This is a genomic window from Clostridium sp. Marseille-Q2269 (assembly GCF_943736985.1).
Taxonomy (GTDB): domain Bacteria; phylum Bacillota; class Clostridia; order Clostridiales; family Clostridiaceae; genus Clostridium_F.
This window is the reverse complement of the sequence record NZ_CALSFS010000014.1, coordinates 34,466-56,469: the sequence shown is the minus strand read 5'-3', so window position 1 is coordinate 56,469 and position 22,004 is coordinate 34,466. Positions and strand designations below refer to the sequence as shown.

Here is a 22,004-nt window from a genome sequence, read left to right as displayed (position 1 = left end):
TTAATGCTTAGAATATATATTAGAAATATTTAATTATAGGAGGGATTTTATGAAAGTAAAGGAAACAATATTAGCTTTTATGGAAGAACAGGCATACAAGCCTATGGACATAAAAGAATTAAAGCAAGTGTTTGGAGTAACTAAACATGAATATAAAGAATTTGAAAAAATGTTAAGGGATATGGAAAAAGATGGTCAAATAGTTAAAACAAGAACAGAACATTACGGAATACCATCTAGAATGGGATTAGTTGTAGGAAAGCTTCAGGGTAACCAAAAGGGATTTGGATTTGTTATACCAGAAGAAGAAAGAGAGGATATTTTTATACCTGCATCTAGCATGAATGGAGCTATGCATAATGATAGGGTACTAGCAAAAATAACTAAAGAATCAGCTAACGGTAAAAGGTGCGAGGGTGAAATAATAAGAATATTAGATAGAGGAAATAAAACAATTATAGGAGTATATGAAGATAGTAAAAATTTTGGTTTTGTAGTTTCTGATGACCAAAAGATACATCAGGATATATTTATACCCAAGGGACATAGAAATGGAGCAAAAACAGGCCAAGTGGTTGTAGCAGAAATTGTGACTTATCCAGAAAAGAGAAGAAATCCAGAAGGAAGAGTTATAGAAATATTAGGTTATAAGGAAGAAAAAGGCATAGATATATTGACTATAATAAAGAAAAATAAGCTACCAGAAGAATTCCCAGCAAAAGTACAAAGTTATGCAGAGAATATATCAGAGACAATTCCACAAGAAGAATATAAAAAAAGAGAAGACTTAAGAGATTTAACTATTGTTACTATAGATGGAGAAGATGCTAAGGATTTAGATGATGCAATATCTTTAGAGAGACTATCTAATGGGAACTACTATTTAGGAGTACATATAGCAGATGTATCTCATTATGTAAAAGAAAAGAATCCACTAGATAGAGAAGCGTTAAAAAGAGCAACTTCAGTATATCTTATAGATAGAGTAATACCAATGCTACCTAAAAAATTATCCAATGGAATATGTAGTTTAAATCCTAAAATTGATAGATTAACTTTAAGTTGTTTTATGGAAATAGATAAGAGTGGTAAAGTGGTGGATCATAGGGTAGTGGAAAGTATAATAAAAACTACTGAAAGAATGACATATACAGATGTAACTAAAATATTAAGAGACAAGGATGAAGAAACTATAAATAAATATAGTAATTTAGTAGATAGTTTTAAACTTATGGAGGAATTATGCACAGTACTTTATAAGAAAAGGTTAAAAAGAGGGGCTATAGACTTTGATTTTGAAGAATGCAAAATAATATTAGATGAAAAGGGTAAACCAATAGATATAAAACCTTATGAAAGAGCTATAGCCAATAGAATAATAGAAGAATTTATGCTTGTTTGTAATGAAACTATAGCAGAGCATATGTTCTGGTCTAATCTTCCTTTCGTATATAGAATACATGAAGATCCAGATGAAGAAAAATTAATGCATTTTAATGAATTCGTTCATAACTTAGGATATGTTATAAAATGGAGTAATGATATTCATCCAAAAGCACTACAAAGCATTATAGAAAAAGTAAGAGGAGAAAAAGAAGAAACAGTAGTTAGTACATTACTTTTACGTTCTTTAAAGCAGGCTAGATATTCTCCAGAATGTATAGGCCACTTTGGATTAGCCGCAAGATATTATTGTCACTTTACTTCACCAATAAGAAGATATCCAGATCTTATGATACACAGAATAATAAAAGAATATATAAATGGAAAGATTAATGATAAGAGAGTGGCAAGACTTACAACAGAAGTAGAATATGCCTCTAAGCAATCTTCTGAAATGGAAAGAATAGCCCAAGAAGCGGAAAGAGAAGTAGATGATCTAAAGAAAGCAGAATACATGAGCGAAAGAATAGGAGAAGAATATGAAGGCATAATATCTTCAGTAACTAACTTTGGAATGTTTGTAGAACTACCAAATACTGTAGAAGGGCTAGTTCATATAAGTACACTATCTGATGATTATTATATATATGATGAAAGACGATTAAGTTTAATTGGAGAAGCTAGTAAAAATGTATATAGATTAGGGGATGCAGTGAAAATTAAAGTTTCAAAAGTGGACTTATTTAGCCATGAAATATATTTTGATATTATAAAAGAACATGAGGAAAAGGAACAGTCAGAAAATATATAAGATACAAAACTTAATGCTAATTTATAGATAAAAAATAAATTTAAGAGAAACTCAGTTTAAAGTTAATACTGAGTTTTTCTTATAGATTTATTGTGAAGTTAATAATTCTAAAGTATATAAGAATGCATTAGTTTAAAATTTATATTATATTATATTAATTTATTTATATATTATAAAAGTTTTAATAATGGACAACTATATAATATATAATTTAGAAAGCCATGTATTATTAAACATATATAATAGTAAAATTATGAAAAATATACTAATATTATAAGTGTATGATTTATATTAAAAGAATAAAAATCTATAAAATGGAGGCTAAATATGAATATATTATTGACTAACGATGATGGTATAAATGCTGAGGGAATAAATACATTAGGAGAACTATTAAGTGAGAATCATAATGTTATTATGGTAGCACCAGAAAGCGAAAGAAGTGCATCAAGTCACTCTATAACTATAAGAGAACCTATAGTAGTAAAACAGGTAAAGAAACCTTATAAAGTGAAAGCCTATAGCACAAGTGGAACTCCAGCAGATTGCGTGAGAGTGGCTTTAGATAAGTTAGGTATAGATAATATTGATATAGTTATGTCAGGCATCAATAAAGGTCTCAACATAGGTGATGATATATTATATTCAGGAACAGTGTCTGCTGCTATAGAAGGAGCTATGTATAAGGTACCCTCCATTGCTGTATCTACAGAATTTAGAAAAGACAAAAAAGAGAATTATAATATAGCTGCAAAATATACATTAGAAATGTTAAATAAAATCCAAATAGAGGATTTGAAAAATGATGTAGTTTTAAATTTAAATGTACCCTTTTGCAGTGAAGAAGAAATAAAAGGAATAAAAGTATGTAAAGTAGGAAATAGAATTTTTAATACTAGATTTTCGGAGGAAACAGATAAAGAAGGAAATAAAATATTTACATTAGAAGGGCAGAAAAATGAGGATATACATGAAGGTACAGATGTGTATTATATAAAAAATAAATATGTGACCTTAACACCTTTACATTATGATTTAACCAATTTTAATATATTATCACAAACAGAAGAATTATTTATAAGATAAATTAAAGTCCTTATGTTTGAAATGAGTATGTATAGATGATATACTTATTATTACAACGAAAAAGTTATTCCGTTAGGCGGTGATTTTATGAGTAAAAAGAAGGGAAACAGTACTCTTGCAGAAAATAGAAAAGCAAGGCATGATTATTTTATAGAAGAAACCTATGAAGCAGGTATAGAATTAGTAGGAACAGAAGTTAAATCTATAAGGCAAGGAAAAGCAAATTTGAAAGATAGTTATGCTGATATTAGAAATGGAGAAGTTTTTGTTAGAAATATGCATATAAGTCCTTACGAGCAAGGTAATATATATAATAAAGATCCCTTAAGAGATAGAAAATTATTACTTCACAAAAGCGAAATATATAAGTTGGTAGGATTTACAACTCAACAAGGATACACGCTAGTTCCTCTATCATTATACCTTAAGCATGGAAGAGTAAAAGTTAGTTTAGCTGTGGCTAAGGGTAAGAAAAATTATGATAAGAGAGATGTTATGCTAGAAAAAGCAGCAAAAAGAGAAATAGATAGACAGATTAAAGAAAGAAGTAAATATTAAGAATGAATAAGGGTGTATAAAATATATTTAATTTTAATACCGCTACAATAAAAAATACATTTCATAAACTGATTCATATGTTTATGAAATGTATTTTTATTTTCGCTATATTAAAATTAAATATATTTTTAAGATATAATATTCTTTTAAAATTAAATGTCTATATGAAACTTTAAATTTATAAATTCTTTTTCTTAGCAATACCTGTAAGCATTAGTGCTATAGCACCATCTCCAGTTACATTACATGCAGTTCCAAAACTGTCTTGAAGGGCAAATATAGTTAATATTAGTGCAGTACCAGCTTCGTTAAAGGATAACACACTGATGATTAATCCTAAAGACGCCATAACTGTTCCGCCCGGAACCCCTGGAGCTCCAATTGCAAATATACCTAGTAATAATATAAATAATAGCATAGTACCAAAAGGTGGTAATTTACCGTATAAGATTTGAGAAACTGTCATTACAAAGAAAACTTCTGTTAAAACAGAACCACATAAGTGAATATTAGAGCATAATGGTATGCTAAAATCAACAATATCTTCTCTAAGAACTGATGATTTTTTAGCAGAGTTTAAAGCTATAGGCAAAGTAGCTGCACTAGACATAGTTCCCACTGCTGTGAGATAGGCAGGTCCATAGTGCTTCAATACTTCCCATGGGTTTTCTTTTGAAATAGCTCCTCCAACTAAATAAAGAACAGTAAGCCAAATAAAATGACCTATTAAAACTATAATTATAACTTTTAAAAATATTGGTAATTGTGTACTTAGACTTCCTTCATAAGCTAAAGCTGAAAAATTCGTTGCTATAAAAAATGGTAGTATAGGTATAACAACTCTATTTACTATACTTAAAACTATATTTTGAAATTGATCTAATAATTTTTCAACCAAATCTGAATTACTCCATCCAGTAGCTAGACCTAATAATAAGGCTAAAGCCAAAGCACTCATAACACTCATAATAGGTGGTATGTCTAATTTAAATATTAATTCTGGTAATTTTTTCAAACCTTCTGGGTTAGATGCTATGGAAAGTTTAGGAATTAAGGCATAACCAGTAACCATAGACAAAAATGCAGCTGCCACAGAAGAAATATAAGCAATAAGCACTGTTATACCTAAGAATTTACTAGCATTTTGTTTTAGTCTAGCTATGGAAGGTGCTATAAAACCTAATATTATTAAAGGTACAGCAAAGAAAATAATTTGACCCAAAACATATTTTATGGTAATTACTACACCTATTGTAGCCTTGGAAGCATAGGAACCAATTAGTATACCTATGATAACTCCAAGAACAAGTTTGAAAATTAAATTATCAAACAATTTTTTCATTTTATAATCCCCCTTATTAATATAATTAAAATATTTTCACTTTTAAAATATTTTAATTTTTAAATAAACATTAGAATTTTAATTTTGTATATAGTGTTTTATTAACTAAATTTTTGCAAACAAAAAACTCCTACCTCTAGTACAGAGGCAGAAGTTATATTCCACGGTCCCACTCTGTTTATATGTCAAAGGGCATATAACTCTAAGTATCAGGTACAAACATACCATAACGCTATAACGGGCGTACACGCTAAAATCTACTTTATTCGAAAAAGAGCTCCTAGAGGCACTTCTGGTAATTTTCACTTAAAGTCTCTTACAGCCAGGGGAGACTTCTCTCTGAAAGTTTCTATTAACGTACTTTCTCTATTCATAGCTTTTAATTCTTAGTATACCTATTTGAATAGTATTTTTGACTAAATTATAAATAATATTATAATATTTGTCAATGAAAACTAAAACAAAAATTCAAAAATTTGTGTAAAAATAGTAAAAAATAAATATTGAAATTCCTAAAATAATAATATATTATATGTTTACTGAATTGATTTGTGCATAGTTTTTATGGAGTAATATATTAAAAAATAGTTATACTAATATGCACAAGTAGTATTTTATAATTACATTCTAAATATATTTATAATAATGACTAAAAATAGTATTTAATAAGCATATTTTCAAAGTATTGACAGTTTTAACTTGTAAGAGTATTTGACAATTACATTTTCATATTGTAAACTATAGATACTAAAAAATTTAATATGTAAATATCGTTGCAAAAACCATATAAATTTTTATAATATGGGGGCGCAATGGTTTCGACGGGGGCAAGTTGCTCCTGAGAAGCGAGTCGAAGGGATCCTGTACCTGCGTTAAAAAACTGGGAACTTAAAGATAATCGCAAACGATAATTTTGCATTAGCTGCCTAATAGTTGCAGCTCGTCAGCCTAAGAGACCCACGACTTAGGGCCTGGCGTCGACAGTGGGGTCCCGAGCCTTACAAAGCTTTGAGTAAGGAACGGAATTAATGAAGCTACTAAATCTAAGAGCCTGTTTATCGGCGCTTAGAGGAGGGAATGTAAAAGGATAAACTGCACTCGGAGATGCTCAGGGGTTGCTGCTTTCGGACAGGGGTTCGATTCAAAAGAGAGTCGCCTTATGAAGTAATTCATAAGTGAAAACTTGGCTTTATCGGTGAAACCGAAACGTAAAGGCGTCGGCAATACCGAGTGGTATGTGGGGAAACCCAACAGCCGTGTATCGACTCATAGGTTTCTAACCTTAAGAAATAAAATTTTCTTAAGTAAGAAATACTAGGATAGAAGTTTAAAACTATAATATAACTTCTATAACATGCCAAGATGATGAAAACTTACAAGTTTTCACCATAAGATATAGTCAGTGCCATTAGAGATAATGGAATAACATGTCCCCTCGCCTCCACCATACATAAACTATAATATTGATACAATAGAAAGTCACTGATTTCAGTGGCTTTTAGTGTTTTTTGGAGAAAATGAAGTGTTTGAAAAACAAGTTTTGAAGATAGAAATTGGAAATGTAATTAAAAAATGCACACACCTTATGTATTTTAGTAAGGTGGGTGCATTTTTAGGTTGGGGTGTGCACTTTTTGGCAAAAATAATTAGCTGAAAATAATTAAAATGTAATTTTAGAAAATTACATTTTTAATAGTTGCAATAAAATTCCTTTTGTGATATGATTACATCATGGTAAATAAAGTAATTTTAGAAAGGCACAATATTTTATGGAAAAGTTAAGCAAATTAGTTGAGTTAGTAAGTGGGTCGCCTCAGTTTAGAATTACTGAAGTGTTTGATGAAAAAACACCTCTTTTTACTTATTATAGTCAAACAGATTTAACAGATGATTTGGTAGGTATTATTTCAAAAACTGTGGTCAATAAACAAGTCAGAACCAATGATAAATTAAATACCTTATGCCATGGTGATGTAGTATTTAGTTTAATCACGGGAATTGCAACTATAGTAAGAAAAGAGCATGATGGATATATTTATACGCAAAACTACGTTAAGTTATTACCTAGCAATAAAATTGATTCAAAGTTTTTAGTTTATCTTATTAATGAAAACAGAACAATCAAGAAACAGTTTGTTCTGGGACTACAAGGGTCTCAAGTTTTAAAATATACTCTAAAGCAACTTAAACAGCTTGAAATACCGAAAATACCTTCCATAGATAAGCAAAAAATTATAGGACAAGTTTATTTTAATCAATTAAGGCTACAAGCCCTTAGAAATAGAACAGCAGAACTTGAAACAAAAATCAGATTATCCAAGTTAGAGGAGGCATGTGAGAAATGAATGAAGAGCAATTTGAAACTGAGTTAATACAGTATATTACCAGTGGAACAATAACTAAACCTGAACACCTAGAAGGAATCAGTGATTTTATTGTTAGAGAAAAACCTGCTGATTACTGTATAAAAACAAAACTGTGGAAGTATGAACCAAAAATTAAAACTACAGAAAAGCTTTGGGACAACTTTAAAGAGATTCTTGAGAGGCACAATCAAAATACACTTGATCATCCTTTAAGTACTGTAGAATTTAATCAAGTGAAAAAGATTATATCTAATATTCAAACACCATATGAAGCTGGACAATTTTTATATGGACTTAATGGGGTATCACAAATGGAAATTGACTTAGATGACGGTCGTCACGTGTTTTTAACAGTTTTTGATCAAAAACAAATTGGTGCTGGAGATACAGTGTATCAAGTAGTTAATCAGATTGAACGTCCTGCAGTTATCACTGGAAAACAAAATCGTCGTTTTGATACGACACTTCTTATTAATGGTTTACCTATAATACAAATTGAAGAAAAACGTGATACACATGATGTCAATGAAGCACTAAATCAAATGCATCAATATTCTGAGGAAAACCAATATCGGGATATTTTTTCTACTCTGCAAATATTGGTGGCAATTACACCAAATAACGTGAAGTATATGGCTAATACCACATCAGATAAGTTTAATAAAGACTTTGCTTTTAACTGGCAACGTAAAAGTGATAATACCATTGTACGTAATTGGAAAGAGTTTGCTGATTCAATGTTAAGTATTCCAATGGCACATCAAATGGCTACTAATTATATGATTTTGGATGGCACAAAAAACAAACAAATGCTAAAGGTAATGCGCCCATATCAAGTATATGCTACCCAGAATGTAATTGAAAATTTAAAACGAGTTGATTTTGAGTTTGGTACAAATAAAGTAGGTTATATCTGGCATACTACTGGTTCTGGTAAAACAATAACTAGTTTTAAAACAGCTTGGCTTGCAAGTCGTATGCCTAAAGTTGATAAAGTAGTATTTGTGGTAGATAGAATTGCTTTAACAAAACAAACAAATGAAAATTATAGAGCATATGATCCAGATGCTAGTGAAGATACCATTGGCAGTGTTCAAAATACATATAATACTAATGATTTAAGTCGTAAACTAAAGAGCAAAGATAATAATATTGTTGTTACTTCTGTTCAAAAGCTTGATACCTTAGTAAAACGTAAGTCTTTTAAATCACCTGATAAAAATATTGTATTTATCGTGGATGAGGCACATCGTTCAACTGGTGGTGAAAGTTTTGAAAAGATACAAAAGGCTTTTAAAAAGTCTGCTTGGGTTGGTTATACAGGAACACCAATGTTTGATGAGACTACTAGTGGTTTACGAACTGAAGATATTTTTGGACCACTTTTACATGCTTATACCATTCGTGAAGCAATAGCAGATAGAAATGTTTTGGGTTTTAAAGTTGATTTTGAAACAACAATTGATGAAGAACAAATGAAATTAGAATACCTACCAAACTTTTACAGAGAACGTTATCCAAAGTGGACTGAAGAAAAAATTATAGAAAAGATTAATAATCTAAGTCAAGAAGATATGGATGATGCAGTTGAACCAAGTTTTTATGATGAAAATCTTGACCATGTAAAACTTGTAGTTGAAGATATCTTTACTAACTGGAGAAATCGTTCAAATGAAGGTAAGTATAATGCATTATTTACAACGCATGTAGGCGGCGGAAAGGCTAGTACACCAATGGCGATGATGTATTTTAGAGAGTTTAAGCGAGTAAATGATGAGAATAGGAAGAATGACAAACAAGTACTGAAGGTTGCAATTACATTTAGTTTAAATACTTCCAATAATGATAGTATGCTTGAAACTAATAAAGGCTTATTTGAAGCGATAGATATTTATAATAAAGAATTTAGTACAAGCTTTGGCATGGATGATGTAGCAGGATATACACAAGATGTTACTAGTCGTCTGAATAAAACTGCTACAGATAAGAATTACTTAGATATTGTAATTGTGGTAGATCAACTTTTGACTGGATTTGATGCACCAGAACTTAATACCCTTTATGTAGATAGAACACTTAAAGGGGCTGGACTTATTCAAGCCTATTCAAGAACAAATCGTATTGCTGATATGCAAGAAAAACCTTGGGGGCGTATTGTAAATTATCGTTGGCCCGCATATAATGAGAAGCTTATGAATAAGGCTTTGGCAATTTATGCAAATAAGGATTCTGCAATTTTATCAGATGAGGAGCAACGTAAAGCTAATGAAAAAGATGGAATTGTAGCAAAACCTTTTGAAGAGGTATTTAATGAAGTAAAAGAGACAGTTAAAAAATTAAGTGATTTAACTAATGAATTTCAACAATTACCACCTTCGGAGAAAAAAAAGGAAGATATGCTTGAATTAATACGTGATTACAATGCTGGTATGGCAAAACTTAAGCAATACAACTCTGAAGAAGTTGATGGAAATGCAGTAGGTTTCAATTATGAAAATCCTGATGAATTAGTTGAAAAATTAGGCATGACAAGTGAAGAGGAAACTATGCTTACTACAGTTTTAACCAATGAGCTTAAACAACATATATCAAAAGAAAAGAAAATTCCTTTTTATCAAATTGAGTTAAAAATGACTCATGTGAAGGATGTAAAAATAGATTATGATTATTTAACTGAATTGGTAGAACAATTATTAAATCAAGTACATGATGGTAAGAAAGAGGAAGCACAAGCTACGAAAGAGAGAATTGATCAATTTGCTAATGGATTAGATGATAGAAATTACGCGATGAAAATTATAAATGCAGCAATGGCTATTATCAAAGGGTACTATCCGCCGGAGGGTACTAATCTTAAATATCCAGTAAAGCTTAGCCATAGTGAGCAAATTATTCAAGCGGCTAGCAATGTAAGTATTGATAGACTATTCTTAGATTTTAGAGTAAAATGGGGAATTACAGATATTATTACAAGTGCAGAGATGCGCCAATTGTTTAGTCCCCATCGTTATGGCGTGCAAGATTTAGATGATACTGGTCAAATTCGAGATATAATTGCAAAAGCAAGCGTGGATTACAAGACTTTAGCACACAGCAAAGATGTACAAGCCTTATCTAAAATCAAGTACCGCAACGGTTTGCGTGAGGCCATTTATGAATTAGCTGATGAGTTAGTAGAAAATTAAGAAGGTGATTAAATGAACGAGATACAATTTTTAATGTATGATGAATATGAAAAAATCGAAGTCGTGATGAAAGATGAAACAATCTGGGCGACACAGAAAGCTATATCTGAGCTTTTTGGTGTGGGTGTTTCTGCTATAAGCAAACATTTTAAAAACATTTTTCAGTCTGAAGAGCTTGATGAGAAAGTGGTTGTTTCCGTTTTGGCAAATACCACAAAGCACGGCGCTATAGAAGGAAAAACCCAAACAAAACAGGTCAAGTTTTATAATTTAGATGCCATTATTTCAGTTGGTTACCGTGTTAATTCTCAAAAAGCAACAAAATTTAGAATTTGGGCCACTGATATTTTGAAAGACTATATCAAAAAAGGATTTAAGATTGATGTTGAGCGCATGAAGCAAGGTGAGAATGTTTTGGGTAAAGATTACTTCCGTGAGTTACTTGAAACTGTACGCTCAATTAGAGCAAGTGAACGTAGAATTTGGCAACAAATCACAGATGTGTTTGCAGAAATTTCATATGACTACGATAAAAATTCACAAATCACAAAAAAATTTTATGCAATTATTCAAAATAAATTTCATTTTGGAATAACTGGTAAAACAGCTGCAGAAATTATTTATAATAGTTCAGATAGAGATAAAGAACATATGGGGCTTACTACTTGGAAGAACTCTCCTAATGGCCGAATTTTGCAGTCTGATGTGCTTGTGGCTAAAAATTACTTATCAGAAAAGGAAATTAGGGGCCTTGAACGTAACGTCTCAGCTTATTTCGACTATGTTGAGCGACTTCTTGAAGATGAAACGTTGTTATCTATGGAAGATTTTGCGATAAGTATTGATGAATTTTTGAAATTCAATCGTTATGAAATCTTAAAAGGTCATGGACGTATTTCCCATAGCACTGCTAAAGAAAAGGCAATAGGAGAATATCAAGAGTTTAACAAAAATCAAAAAATAGTTTCTGATTTTGATAAGGAGATCAGAAGGATTAAAGGAGTTAACAATGGGAAAAAACAACAATAAACCAAAGCTAAGATTTCCAGGATTCACCGACCCTTGGGAACAGCGTAAGTTGGGAGACATACTTAAAAGAAGACAAATAACACAATTAATTTCAGAAGATGCTCCAAGACTTGCATTTGCTTCTGGGCAAGGTGTAATTCCTTTAAGAGAAAGAAAAACAAATAATAGAGACCAGTTGATTTCAGATGAAACTACCAAAAAATATCTGCTTACAGAAATTGATGATATTGTCTATAATCCTGCTAATCTAAAATATGGAGCGATTGATAGAAATAAGTATGGAAAAGGCGTGATTTCTCCTATATATGTGACTTTCACAACACAAGAAGAACCTTCATTTATAGAAAGAATTGTTACAACTGAAAATTTCAAATCAAAGGCACTTAGATTTGAAGAAGGAACCGTTACAAAAAGGCAATCAGTTAGTCCAGAATGTTTGTTATCTTTAGAAGTAATGACTAGCACATCAAAAAAGGAGCAGAGGAAAATAGGTAACTTTTTTCAAAATCTCGATAGCCTTATCACCCTTCATCAGCGTAAGTTAAATCACTTACAAGATAAGAAGAAAAGTTTGCTGCAAAAAATGTTTCCTAGAAATGGTGAAAATTTTCCAGAACTTCGTTTTCAGGGATTTACTGGCCCGTGGGAACAGCGTAAATTGGGAGAGTTATTAATCCCGTCTACTGAAAAAAATAATACAGGTAAATATACTCAAGATGATGTTCTTGCTGCATCATTAGGTACAGAACTAACAAAAAAACATATCTTTTTTGGACTACGTTCAACAGAAGAATCAATTAAAAATTACCGTATAGTAAATAAAGGAGATGTTATATACACAAAATCTCCTATCAAAGGTTATCCAAATGGAATTATTAAGACAAATAAAGGAATAGAAGGTATAGTTCCATCTTTATATTGCGTTTATAATAGTGTTTCTGATGTTAATTCTAGCATTATTCAAAGTTATTTTGAGGATAAGAGTAGATTGGATGCCTATTTATATCCATTAGTTAATGTCGGGGCAAGGAACAATGTTAACATTACTGATTTAGGATTTCTGGAAGGCAATATTTGCGTTCCTCATGATATTGATGAACAAAATAGAATCGTTGACTTTATTGAAAAATTATCAAACCTTATCACCATTCATCAGCGTAAGTTAGAGCATTTACAACAACAAAAGAAGGCACTTTTACAACAGATGTTTATCTAAAGCAAATTAATAAAAGAGAGGAAATAAAAATAATGAGCAATAATATACAATCAATTACTAATAAATTATGGGCAATGGCAAATGAATTACGTGGAACGATGGATGCATCAGAGTACAAAAATTATATATTGGCATTTATGTTTTATAGATATTTATCAGAACATCAAGAGGAGTATTTGTTAAAGAATAATGTTATTGACGTTATAGATGGGGAGTCTATTAATGAATCCTATAATTCACAAGTAGATGAGTCAGAGTTAGAAGATTATCTGCAAGATATTTCAGCAAGCTTAGGATATGCAATTACTCCAAAGGATACATGGCAGTCATTGATTGATAAAATTAATGATTCACAAGTTATTCCTAGTGACTATCAAACTATTTTTGATAACTTTAATAAAAATGCAGAATTAAATAAAGAAGCAGTAAAAGATTTCCGCGGAGTATTTAATGATATTAATTTAGGAGATTCTCGTCTTGGAAGTTCTACAAATGAACGCGCTAAATCACTTAACAATATAGTAAAGTTAGTTGATAGTATTGAATACAAAGGTAATGATGGAAAAGATATTTTAGGTGAAATATATGAATACTTAATTGGTCAATTTGCGGCTAGTGCTGGTAAAAAGGGTGGAGAATTCTATACACCACATCAAGTAAGTAAGATTTTAGCTAAAGTAGTAACAGAAGGCGTAGAAAAATCAGATGAATTATTTAGTGTATATGACCCAACAATGGGATCAGGTTCTTTATTACTTACTGTAGGTCAAGAATTACCAAAAGGCACTCCAATAAAGTACTTTGGTCAAGAATTGAATACAACTACATATAACTTGGCACGTATGAATTTGATGATGCATGGTATATCTTATAACAATATGGTATTAAGTAATGCTGATACTTTGGAAAGTGATTGGCCAGATGGTCCAGATGCAAAAGGTATTGATCATCCACGTAGCTTTGATGCAGTAGTTGCAAATCCACCATATTCGGCAAAATGGGATAATGATTCAACTAAATTAAAAGACCCACGTTTTAGTGAATATGGGAAGTTAGCACCAGCTTCAAAAGCAGATTATGCTTTTATATTGCATAGTATATATCATTTAAATAAGACTGGAACAATGGCTATTGTTTTACCTCATGGAGTTTTGTTTAGAGGTGCAGCAGAAGGAAAAATAAGAGAAACTTTAATTGGTAAAAATTATCTTGATACAATAATTGGATTACCAGCAAATTTATTTTATGGAACAAGTATTCCAACAGTAATTTTAGTGTTAAAGAAGAATCGTGAAAATAAAGATATATTATTTATTGATGCAAGTAATGATTTTGAAAAGAATAAAAATCAAAATAATTTAAGAGATGAAGATATTGATAAAATAATAAAAACATATAAGGAACGCAAAGACGTTGAAAAGTATGCTCATTTAGCATCTATTGAAGAAATTAGAGAAAATGATTTTAATTTAAACATACCACGTTATGTTGATACTTTTGAGGAAGAAGAACCAATTGATTTAGAAGAAATAAATAAGCTGTTAGAGCAAGATAATAAGGAAATTGCTGAGCTTGAAGCTGAGATTAATGAACAATTGAAGATTTTAGGCGTAAAAATTTAAATTTGTTGTTAGAGGGAAAGTTAGGTATTCACTTTCCCTCATTTGCTTGGGAACAGCGTAAGTTAATAATTTGAATGAGATCTTGTTTGATTAAATATTTGTTAAATAATCAAGTGTGTGCACAAATCAATAATTAGTAAAGTAATGGAATATTATCAGTATGGTCATGTATTGTAAATTAATAGCTGATATTTTCACTCCACCATTACTTTTAAGAGGTATCTTATACCAAGGTTGGAGCTAAGCGTATAGCATTCAACACATTAAGGAAAGCAAGTAGCAAGTGAGTTTATTAAAGTATCTCTTCACAACGGGTAGAAGCATCTGAAAAAAATGTGAAATATCCTATAGAAATTTAGGATATTAGCAAATGAGATCCTGCCTCTCAATAGGATAAATGCTAGTACTCAAAAAAGTAAAAAATAAAATGAAAGATATAAATATTGTTAGTATAAATAATAAATATAGTTTAAAATTTAACTGTAGTAAGTATACAAATATTTCTAAAGGCTATAATCTTAAATATAAAATAGTTAGGCAGGTAAACCATATGTTAATTCCAGTAAAAATGAAAGACTCTATAGAACTTGAAGATATTGAAATAGAAAATACAAACTTTAAATCTTTAAACTTAAGAGAAGAACATATAGAAGAATTCTTAAGAAAGAACATAGAAGTTATATTTCAAGAAGAAACTCTTCTTGTGGTTGGAAAGCAAGTTGTAAACAAAGAAAATGGTAGAAGTGATTTAACAGCAGTAGATGAAAATGGTAATCTTGTACTTATTGAAATTAAAAGAGATGTTGAAGATATTAGGCAAAGAAAAGAAGCTTTTGAATTTCAAGCTATAAGGTATGCTGCAAGTTATGCTAAAATCAAAACTCCAGATGATTTAGTTGATAAAATATTTGCATCATATATTGAAAAATATAGAGATGAATTTGAACTTGGAGATTTAACTGCTTATGAAAAAGCATCAAGAATTTTAAATGATTTTCTTGAAAAGAATAATGCATTAAAAACCTTTAATTCAAAACAAAGAATAATACTTATAGCATCATACTTTGATAAGCAAACATTATCAGCTGCAGCTTGACTAATATCAAATGATGTTGATATTAGCTGCTTTGAATTAAGTCCAATGAAAATAGAGGATAGTTATTTTATAGATATTAATAGAATATTACCCCCACCTTCTTTAGAAGATTTTTATGTTGAGGTGGATAATAAAAAACTACCTACATATGCAACTAAAAGAGATACACCCATTACAAGAACTATACTTCCAGGAATGGATAAGTTGTTTGAGTGGGGAATTATTAAAGCAGGAGACATTGCTAAGATTAAGAATGCAGATAATTCAGAAGCTACAGTTATTGATACTAAATATGTTGATTTTAAAGGTGAAAAACTTACATTTAATAAATGGGGACAGAAGGTTACTGGATGGTCTACAATTAGAATTTATTGTTGGGCTATGATTAAAGGTAGCCATAAAACTTTGCATGAAATGAGACAAGAAAAAATGCTATCTCTTGAAAATGAGTTAGAGTAAATTAAACAAGGGTACTATGGGTGAAAATGCACAGACATCCTTTTAAAAAGCGAAGAAATAAATATAGCGTATGAATTAAAAAAAAAGAAGATGGAAATTAAAAAACAAATTGATATAGAGAAGTAAAGAATAATTAAGATAGATAGTACAATAAATGAAATAGTAAGTAATAATTTTAATATACACTAAAATTTTATAACTGTGTTATATAAGTTATGTAAATGTTTAGTTATACAATAAAAACCATTTTTGTGAAATAAAGTTTCAATAATTTAGAAAATTTAAAAATTTAAAAAAATTTCTTAAATTTTGTTGAAAAATTCAAGAAAAAATGATATTATGAAAGCGTAATCAAAATAGAAATATATATAGTAAAAGTTTCTAAGTAAATTATAGGAATATCTAGCGTGTTACTATTAAATTAGGCATGAGCATAGATAAATAAAATAATATAATATAAATTTGTTATATCGCATATTTTAAAAAGTTTTATAAGATATTATCATATTTTTTATCATTTAATTCAGTGTGCACGTAATGCGATAAAATTTCACTTTTATGTTAGTTTGTTTTATTTTCTAATGCTCATGCCCTTTGTTTTTGTAATAAATAAAAAAATAGGAGGTATAAAAATGGTAGGAATTATTCTCGCTAGTCACGGAGAATTTGCTAAAGGTATCTTGCAATCTAGTGAAATGATTTTTGGAGAACAAGAAAATGTAAAAGCTGTTACGTTGATGCCTAGTGAAGGACCTGATGATTTGAAAGCAAAAATTAAAAAATCAATCCAATCCTTTGATAACCAAGATGAAATCTTATTCTTAGTTGATCTTTGGGGTGGTACACCATTCAACCAAGCTAATACACTATTTGAAGAACATAAAGATAAATGGGCAATTGTAGCTGGTATGAATTTACCAATGGTGATTGAAGCTTATGCTTCTCGTCTTTCAATGGAATCTGCCCAGGAAATTGCGGCTTCTATCTTAAAATCAGCTAAAGAAGGAGTTAAAGTTAAGCCAGAAAAATTGGAACCAGTAGATGCTGGCAAAACTATTGCAACTTCTACTCAACAAACTAATGTAGGTAAACCAGGATCATTCCAATATGTTTTAGCCCGTATTGACTCTCGTTTACTTCATGGACAGGTAGCTACTGCTTGGACAAAAACTGTGAACCCTACACGAATTATTGTTGTTTCAGATGCAGTAGCTAAAGATGAACTTCGTAAAAGGTTAATCCAACAAGCTGTGCCACCAGGTGTTAAAGCTCATGTTGTTCCAGTTGATCATATGATTAAACTTGGAAAAGATAATGAACATTTTGGTGGAGAACGAGCACTACTTCTTTTTGAAAATCCAAAAGATGTGCTTAGGGTTGTAGAAGGTGGAATACATTTAGAAACAATAAATATCGGTTCTATGGCTCACTCTACAGGTAAGATTCAATTGAATAAAGTACTTGCTATGAATCAAGAAGATGTGGATGTATTCAATAAGTTAAAACAAGCTGGAGTTAATTTTGATGTTCGTAAAGTACCAGGTGATTCCAAGGAAAATATGGACCAAATACTTAAAAAAGCACAAAATGAATTAAATAAACAAAAATAATATAATTATTTAAATGAAAAGGAGGATTAATAATTATGACTTTAAATATAGTTCAAGTGCTATTAGTGATTCTTGTAGCATTTCTAGCTGGTATAGAAGGTATATTGGATGAATTCCAATTCCATCAACCAATAGTAGCGTGTACCTTAATTGGCTTAGTCACAGGTAATTTATTACCATGTTTAATCTTAGGTGGTACTCTTCAAATGATGGCATCAGGTTGGGCAAATATTGGTGCCGCGGTAGCTCCCGATGCAGCATTAGCATCTGTTGCATCTGCAATAATTTTAGTTCTTGGAGGACAAGGTCAGGGAGGAATTGCTTCAGCAATTGCTATTGCTGTACCTCTAGCAGTTGCAGGATTATTATTAACAATTATTTGTCGTACAATTGCTACAGCATTTGTACATTTTATGGATATTGCAGCTAGAAAAGGAAATATAAGAGCTATTGAAATGTGGCAAATAGCTGCTATCTGTTTACAGGGAATACGTATAGCAATTCCAGCAGCACTAATTTTAGCAATTGGTGCGGGTCCAATTCGTACGTTACTTGAGTCTATGCCTGTTTGGTTAACAGATGGTTTAGCAATAGGTGGTGGAATGGTTGTAGCTGTTGGTTACGCAATGGTAATCAATATGATGGCTACAAAAGAAGTATGGCCATTCTTTGCAATTGGTTTTGTATTAGCAACTATTTCACAAATTACACTTATAGGACTTGGTGCAATAGGTGTAGCCTTAGCTCTTATTTACTTAGCACTTAGTAAACAAGGTGGCTCAGGTAAAGGTGGGAACTCAAATATGGGTGATCCATTAGGTGATCTTATTGATAGATACTAAGAAGGAGGAGGAGACGAAAATGTCAAAAAAAATAGAATTAACAAAAAGAGATCGTATTGCTGTGTGGTTCCGTTCATTTTTCCTTCAAGGTTCTTGGAACTATGAAAGGATGCAAAATGGTGGTTGGACATTTGCAATGATTCCTGCAATCAAAAAATTATACAAGACTAAAGAAGATCGAGCAGAAGCATTAAAACGTCACTTAGAATTCTTTAACACTCATCCATATGTAGCTTCACCAGTTCTTGGTGTAACACTGGCTTTAGAAGAAGAACGTGCAAATGGTGCACAAATAGATGACGTAGCTATTCAAGGTGTTAAGGTTGGTATGATGGGACCTTTAGCTGGTGTTGGAGATCCAGTTTTCTGGTTCACTCTTAGACCGATTTTAGGAGGATTAGCTGCTTCACTTGCTATGAGTGGTAACATACTTGGACCAATTATCTTTTTCTTTGCTTGGAATATTATTCGTATGGCATTTATGTGGTATACACAAGAGTTTGGCTTCAAGACAGGATCTCGTATTACTGATGATTTGTCAGGTGGTTTATTACAAGATATTACAAAAGGAGCATCCATCCTTGGTATGTTCATTCTAGGATCATTAGTTAACAGATGGGTATCTGTTAAATTTGCACCAGTGGTATCATCCGTTAAGTTGAGTAAGGGAGCTTTTATTGATTGGGGTAAACTTCCAAGTGGAGCAGAGGGCATAAAAGAAGCTCTTGTGCAACAAGGAGCAGGTTTGTCATTAACTGATCATAAGGTTACAACTCTTCAAAATAACTTAGATTTATTAATTCCTGGACTTGCAGGATTAATAGTTACACTTATCTGTATGTGGTTACTTAAGAGGAAAGTATCTCCGATTGTAATTATTTTGGGATTATTCATAGTGGGTATTGTTTTCCACTTAATAGGCTTAATGTAATGTTTTTACCTAACCTAGGCTTTTTAGCCTAGGTTTTTGCTAACATATAAATTAGTTAAAGTGAAGATAATAAATTAATTAATATATGTTGTTTTAAATTTTTTCAAATAATTAATAGAAATAGATATAAAATATATAATAAAATAAAATTATATATTAAGTAGAAAAGAGGTGTAAGTTAAATGGTTCAATCCCTTAATACAAAGGTTGATTTAGTAATTGATGCAACAGCTTTTACTGGATTCGCAAGCTATGGCAAAATTATGATAGGAGACAAAGGTTTTGAGTTTTACAATTCTCGTGACTCTGGCAAATATATTCAAATTCCTTGGGAAGAGGTTGACTATGTTATTGCATCTGTATTGTTAAAAGGAAAGTGGATTCCTCGATATGCAATCCGAACTAAGAAAAATGGTACCTATACTTTCGCTTCTAAAGAAGCAAAAAAGGTACTTCGTGTTATTCGAAATTATGTCGACAAAAATCGTATGGTTTGTTCATTAAGTTTTTTTGATGTGGTAAAACGAGCGGTGAAATCCATAGGAAAGAAGAATTAATTAACTAAAGAAGTAGTGAAAATTTCATTAGCCTCAAAACATTGACAGTTTAAATTCCATGTGATACCATTCAAGGTAATTATTTTATAAAAAAGGAGACTTGAAGAGATGATTTTAGTTGTTCTTAACTAGGCTATTAAAATTAAATAGTTTAAAATACTTTAAAGTTCTAGTATGGAGCTTTAATTTAGCATATATTTTAAGAACAATATCTTCTATTAAACTCTTTTATAAAGATAAAATAACTTTAAATACACATAAAAATATTACATATACTTATTTTTATTAAATTAAAATATTTATAAGTATATGTTTTATATTTGATTTAATGTGAATATAATAAAAGATTTTTATATAAGTGAACTCCCCCTAGATCATATTGTTTATCTAGGGGGAGTTTTAATTTTATATTAAGAGAGGTGGAATTTTTCATGGGGTTAAGAAAGGTTACAGAGAAGATTTAAAATCACAATATAATAAAATTTATTTAGATAGGGAGTAATCACTGTTTTAAAAGTGAGCATAGGATTTTTTCTAAGTCCTATGCTCCAAATTTTTATTTACAATAATCTAATAGTTAGGTAATTTTTATTGTGTAAATAATATTTAAATATATATTTAAATTTCATTTTACCCCTTCATTTTTCTAAAAACTAAGGGGGTTTTTCTATGAACTTTTTTAAACATTTTTATAAAACTTCCACTATAATTGTAGCCAATGATTTTAGATATTTCATCAATGCTTAAATCTGTTGTAGTTAATAAATTCTCTGCCATTGTCATTTTGATGGAATTAGTGTATTCACCAATGGACATATGATATTTTAATAGGAAACCTGCTTTTAATTTTTGTTCATTTAGAAACACCATTTTACTTAAACTTTTAATGGTAGGAGGATCACAAGCTTCTTTTGTTAAAATATTGTGGGCTTTTTTTATGGAATTTACATCTGAGGCAGTTAAAGTAATATATCTGTTTTCTCCTATTCTAATATGTCCATAATTTAATTGGTTGGTAAAAGCATTTTGTGGTGAGGAATATAGCTGGTTATAAAGCAGAGCTATAGATTCTAAAATCTTACTTTCTAAATATAAAGGATCTAGACAATCAGCTTCCGCTAGATTTTTTAAGTTTTGAATAATAGAAGCTATTTCCAGAGGTAGATAGTGATAAGTATAGTTACTAATAAAATCACTAAAATCTATAGTCTTTGGAAAGATTGGTTTTATTACTTCATCAAAGTATTTTTTATAAATTGTTATTTCCGCTCCATGAAAGTGCTGACCTTTTTTCCAAGCCTGTTTTCCTTTTAGGCTTTTTTCTACTACAAAAAATGAGGAAGGACTAAAGGAAGAAACCGGGTTGTTTTCAATTTTAAATTTAGTCTCCCCAGTGTATACAGTACCAAAACGCATTAATTCTTCATTATGATCAAAAGAAAGAGAAAAATTTAATGGTATAGTATAATCACCAATTCCTAAATCATAATAGCCTTCTCTGCCATATTTAATAAAATATCCAAGCTCCGGTCTAGATTTATTTTTATATAGAGTATAGTTTCCCATAGGATAGGCTGAAAAAGTCATTTTATTTAAAACGGTATTTTGAAAATCTTTTGTTGTTTTACAAATCATAAATTATCCCTCCTTTTCCTAATTTTAAACACTTAATTATTTATACACAAGCTAAGTATAATTACTAATTGTCACTCCATAAATTATAAAACACTTAATAAATTGTTTATTTTCATTTGGATATAATACTTTTAAGAACTTTGTTTATTATAGCATAAATTAGTCTAATAGATGATAAAATTATTAAATTAGTTGCAATGATTGAAATGAGAGTGAATATCATATACAATTACAACAAATAAAATAATATGAAAATCAATTATCAAGGAGGTCATA

Annotated in this window: 16 protein-coding genes and 1 other RNA gene; 15 read left to right on the top strand and 2 right to left on the bottom strand. The window is 30.3% G+C overall.

Annotated features, from left to right (window positions below):
* Positions 1-49 precede the first annotated feature (49 nt).
* From rnr to smpB, 3 genes are all read left to right on the top strand, one after another.
* Entirely contained in the window at positions 50-2,194 is a 2,145-nt protein-coding gene (gene rnr / locus NGI68_RS14065; protein ID WP_251862090.1) for a ribonuclease R, read from the top strand.
* Positions 2,195-2,521: 327 nt separating this feature from the next.
* The gene (gene surE, locus NGI68_RS14060) at positions 2,522-3,280 is read left to right on the top strand and encodes a 5'/3'-nucleotidase SurE (RefSeq protein WP_251862089.1); all 759 of its coding nucleotides are present in this window, start codon (positions 2,522-2,524) and stop codon (positions 3,278-3,280) included.
* Positions 3,281-3,367: 87 nt separating this feature from the next.
* Positions 3,368-3,838 carry an SsrA-binding protein SmpB gene (smpB, locus tag NGI68_RS14055; protein ID WP_251862088.1) on the top strand — a complete coding sequence of 157 codons (471 nt, stop codon included), beginning with the start codon at positions 3,368-3,370 and terminating at the stop codon, positions 3,836-3,838.
* A 178-nt stretch (positions 3,839-4,016) separates the two neighbouring features.
* Here smpB and NGI68_RS14050 read toward each other — a convergent pair whose 3' ends face one another.
* Complete coding sequence (locus NGI68_RS14050) at positions 4,017-5,180, bottom strand: dicarboxylate/amino acid:cation symporter (RefSeq protein WP_251862087.1); 1,164 nt, start codon at positions 5,178-5,180, stop codon at positions 4,017-4,019.
* Between the two features lie 811 nt (positions 5,181-5,991).
* Between NGI68_RS14050 and ssrA the strand changes: the two genes are divergently transcribed.
* The 12 genes from ssrA (at position 5,992) to NGI68_RS13990 (ending at position 20,093) form a co-directional block, all read left to right on the top strand.
* Positions 5,992-6,324: a transfer-messenger RNA gene (gene ssrA / locus NGI68_RS14045) on the top strand.
* A gap of 625 nt (positions 6,325-6,949) precedes the next feature.
* Positions 6,950-7,525 (top strand): restriction endonuclease subunit S, encoded by a 576-nt coding sequence (locus NGI68_RS14040; protein ID WP_251862086.1) that lies wholly within the window; start codon positions 6,950-6,952, stop codon positions 7,523-7,525.
* Positions 7,522-10,731, top strand: coding sequence for a type I restriction endonuclease subunit R (locus tag NGI68_RS14035; protein WP_251862085.1), 3,210 nt, complete (start codon positions 7,522-7,524; stop codon positions 10,729-10,731). Before NGI68_RS14040 ends, NGI68_RS14035 begins: the two co-directional genes overlap by 4 nt.
* A 12-nt stretch (positions 10,732-10,743) precedes the next feature.
* The gene (rhuM, locus tag NGI68_RS14030) at positions 10,744-11,760 is read left to right on the top strand and encodes a RhuM family protein (RefSeq protein ID WP_251862084.1); all 1,017 of its coding nucleotides are present in this window, start codon (positions 10,744-10,746) and stop codon (positions 11,758-11,760) included.
* A complete protein-coding gene (locus tag NGI68_RS14025; RefSeq protein ID WP_251862083.1) occupies positions 11,741-12,976 on the top strand; it encodes a restriction endonuclease subunit S in 1,236 nt (411 codons plus the stop codon). The genes rhuM and NGI68_RS14025 overlap by 20 nt, the downstream gene beginning before the upstream one ends.
* 32 nt (positions 12,977-13,008) lie before the next feature.
* Complete coding sequence (locus tag NGI68_RS14020) at positions 13,009-14,598, top strand: type I restriction-modification system subunit M (RefSeq protein ID WP_251862082.1); 1,590 nt, start codon at positions 13,009-13,011, stop codon at positions 14,596-14,598.
* 427 nt (positions 14,599-15,025) lie between these two features.
* Entirely contained in the window at positions 15,026-15,694 is a 669-nt protein-coding gene (locus tag NGI68_RS14015; RefSeq protein WP_251862081.1) for a PDDEXK family nuclease, read from the top strand.
* Positions 15,695-15,739: 45 nt separating this feature from the next.
* Positions 15,740-16,153, top strand: coding sequence for a hypothetical protein (locus NGI68_RS14010; RefSeq protein ID WP_251862080.1), 414 nt, complete (start codon positions 15,740-15,742; stop codon positions 16,151-16,153).
* 632 nt (positions 16,154-16,785) lie between these two features.
* A complete protein-coding gene (locus NGI68_RS14005; protein WP_251862079.1) occupies positions 16,786-17,763 on the top strand; it encodes a mannose/fructose/sorbose PTS transporter subunit IIA in 978 nt (325 codons plus the stop codon).
* Between the two features lie 35 nt (positions 17,764-17,798).
* A complete protein-coding gene (locus NGI68_RS14000) occupies positions 17,799-18,605 on the top strand; it encodes a PTS mannose/fructose/sorbose transporter subunit IIC (RefSeq protein ID WP_251862078.1) in 807 nt (268 codons plus the stop codon).
* A 19-nt stretch (positions 18,606-18,624) separates the two neighbouring features.
* On the top strand, positions 18,625-19,536 hold the full coding sequence (locus NGI68_RS13995; RefSeq protein WP_251862077.1) for a PTS system mannose/fructose/sorbose family transporter subunit IID: 912 nt from the start codon (positions 18,625-18,627) through the stop codon (positions 19,534-19,536).
* A 182-nt stretch (positions 19,537-19,718) separates the two neighbouring features.
* On the top strand, positions 19,719-20,093 hold the full coding sequence (locus tag NGI68_RS13990; protein ID WP_251862076.1) for a DUF956 family protein: 375 nt from the start codon (positions 19,719-19,721) through the stop codon (positions 20,091-20,093).
* 630 nt (positions 20,094-20,723) lie between these two features.
* Here NGI68_RS13990 and NGI68_RS13985 read toward each other — a convergent pair.
* Positions 20,724-21,728, bottom strand: a complete 1,005-nt coding sequence (locus tag NGI68_RS13985; protein WP_251862075.1) for a helix-turn-helix domain-containing protein — start codon at positions 21,726-21,728, stop codon at positions 20,724-20,726.
* Between the last annotated feature and the right edge of the window lie 276 nt (positions 21,729-22,004).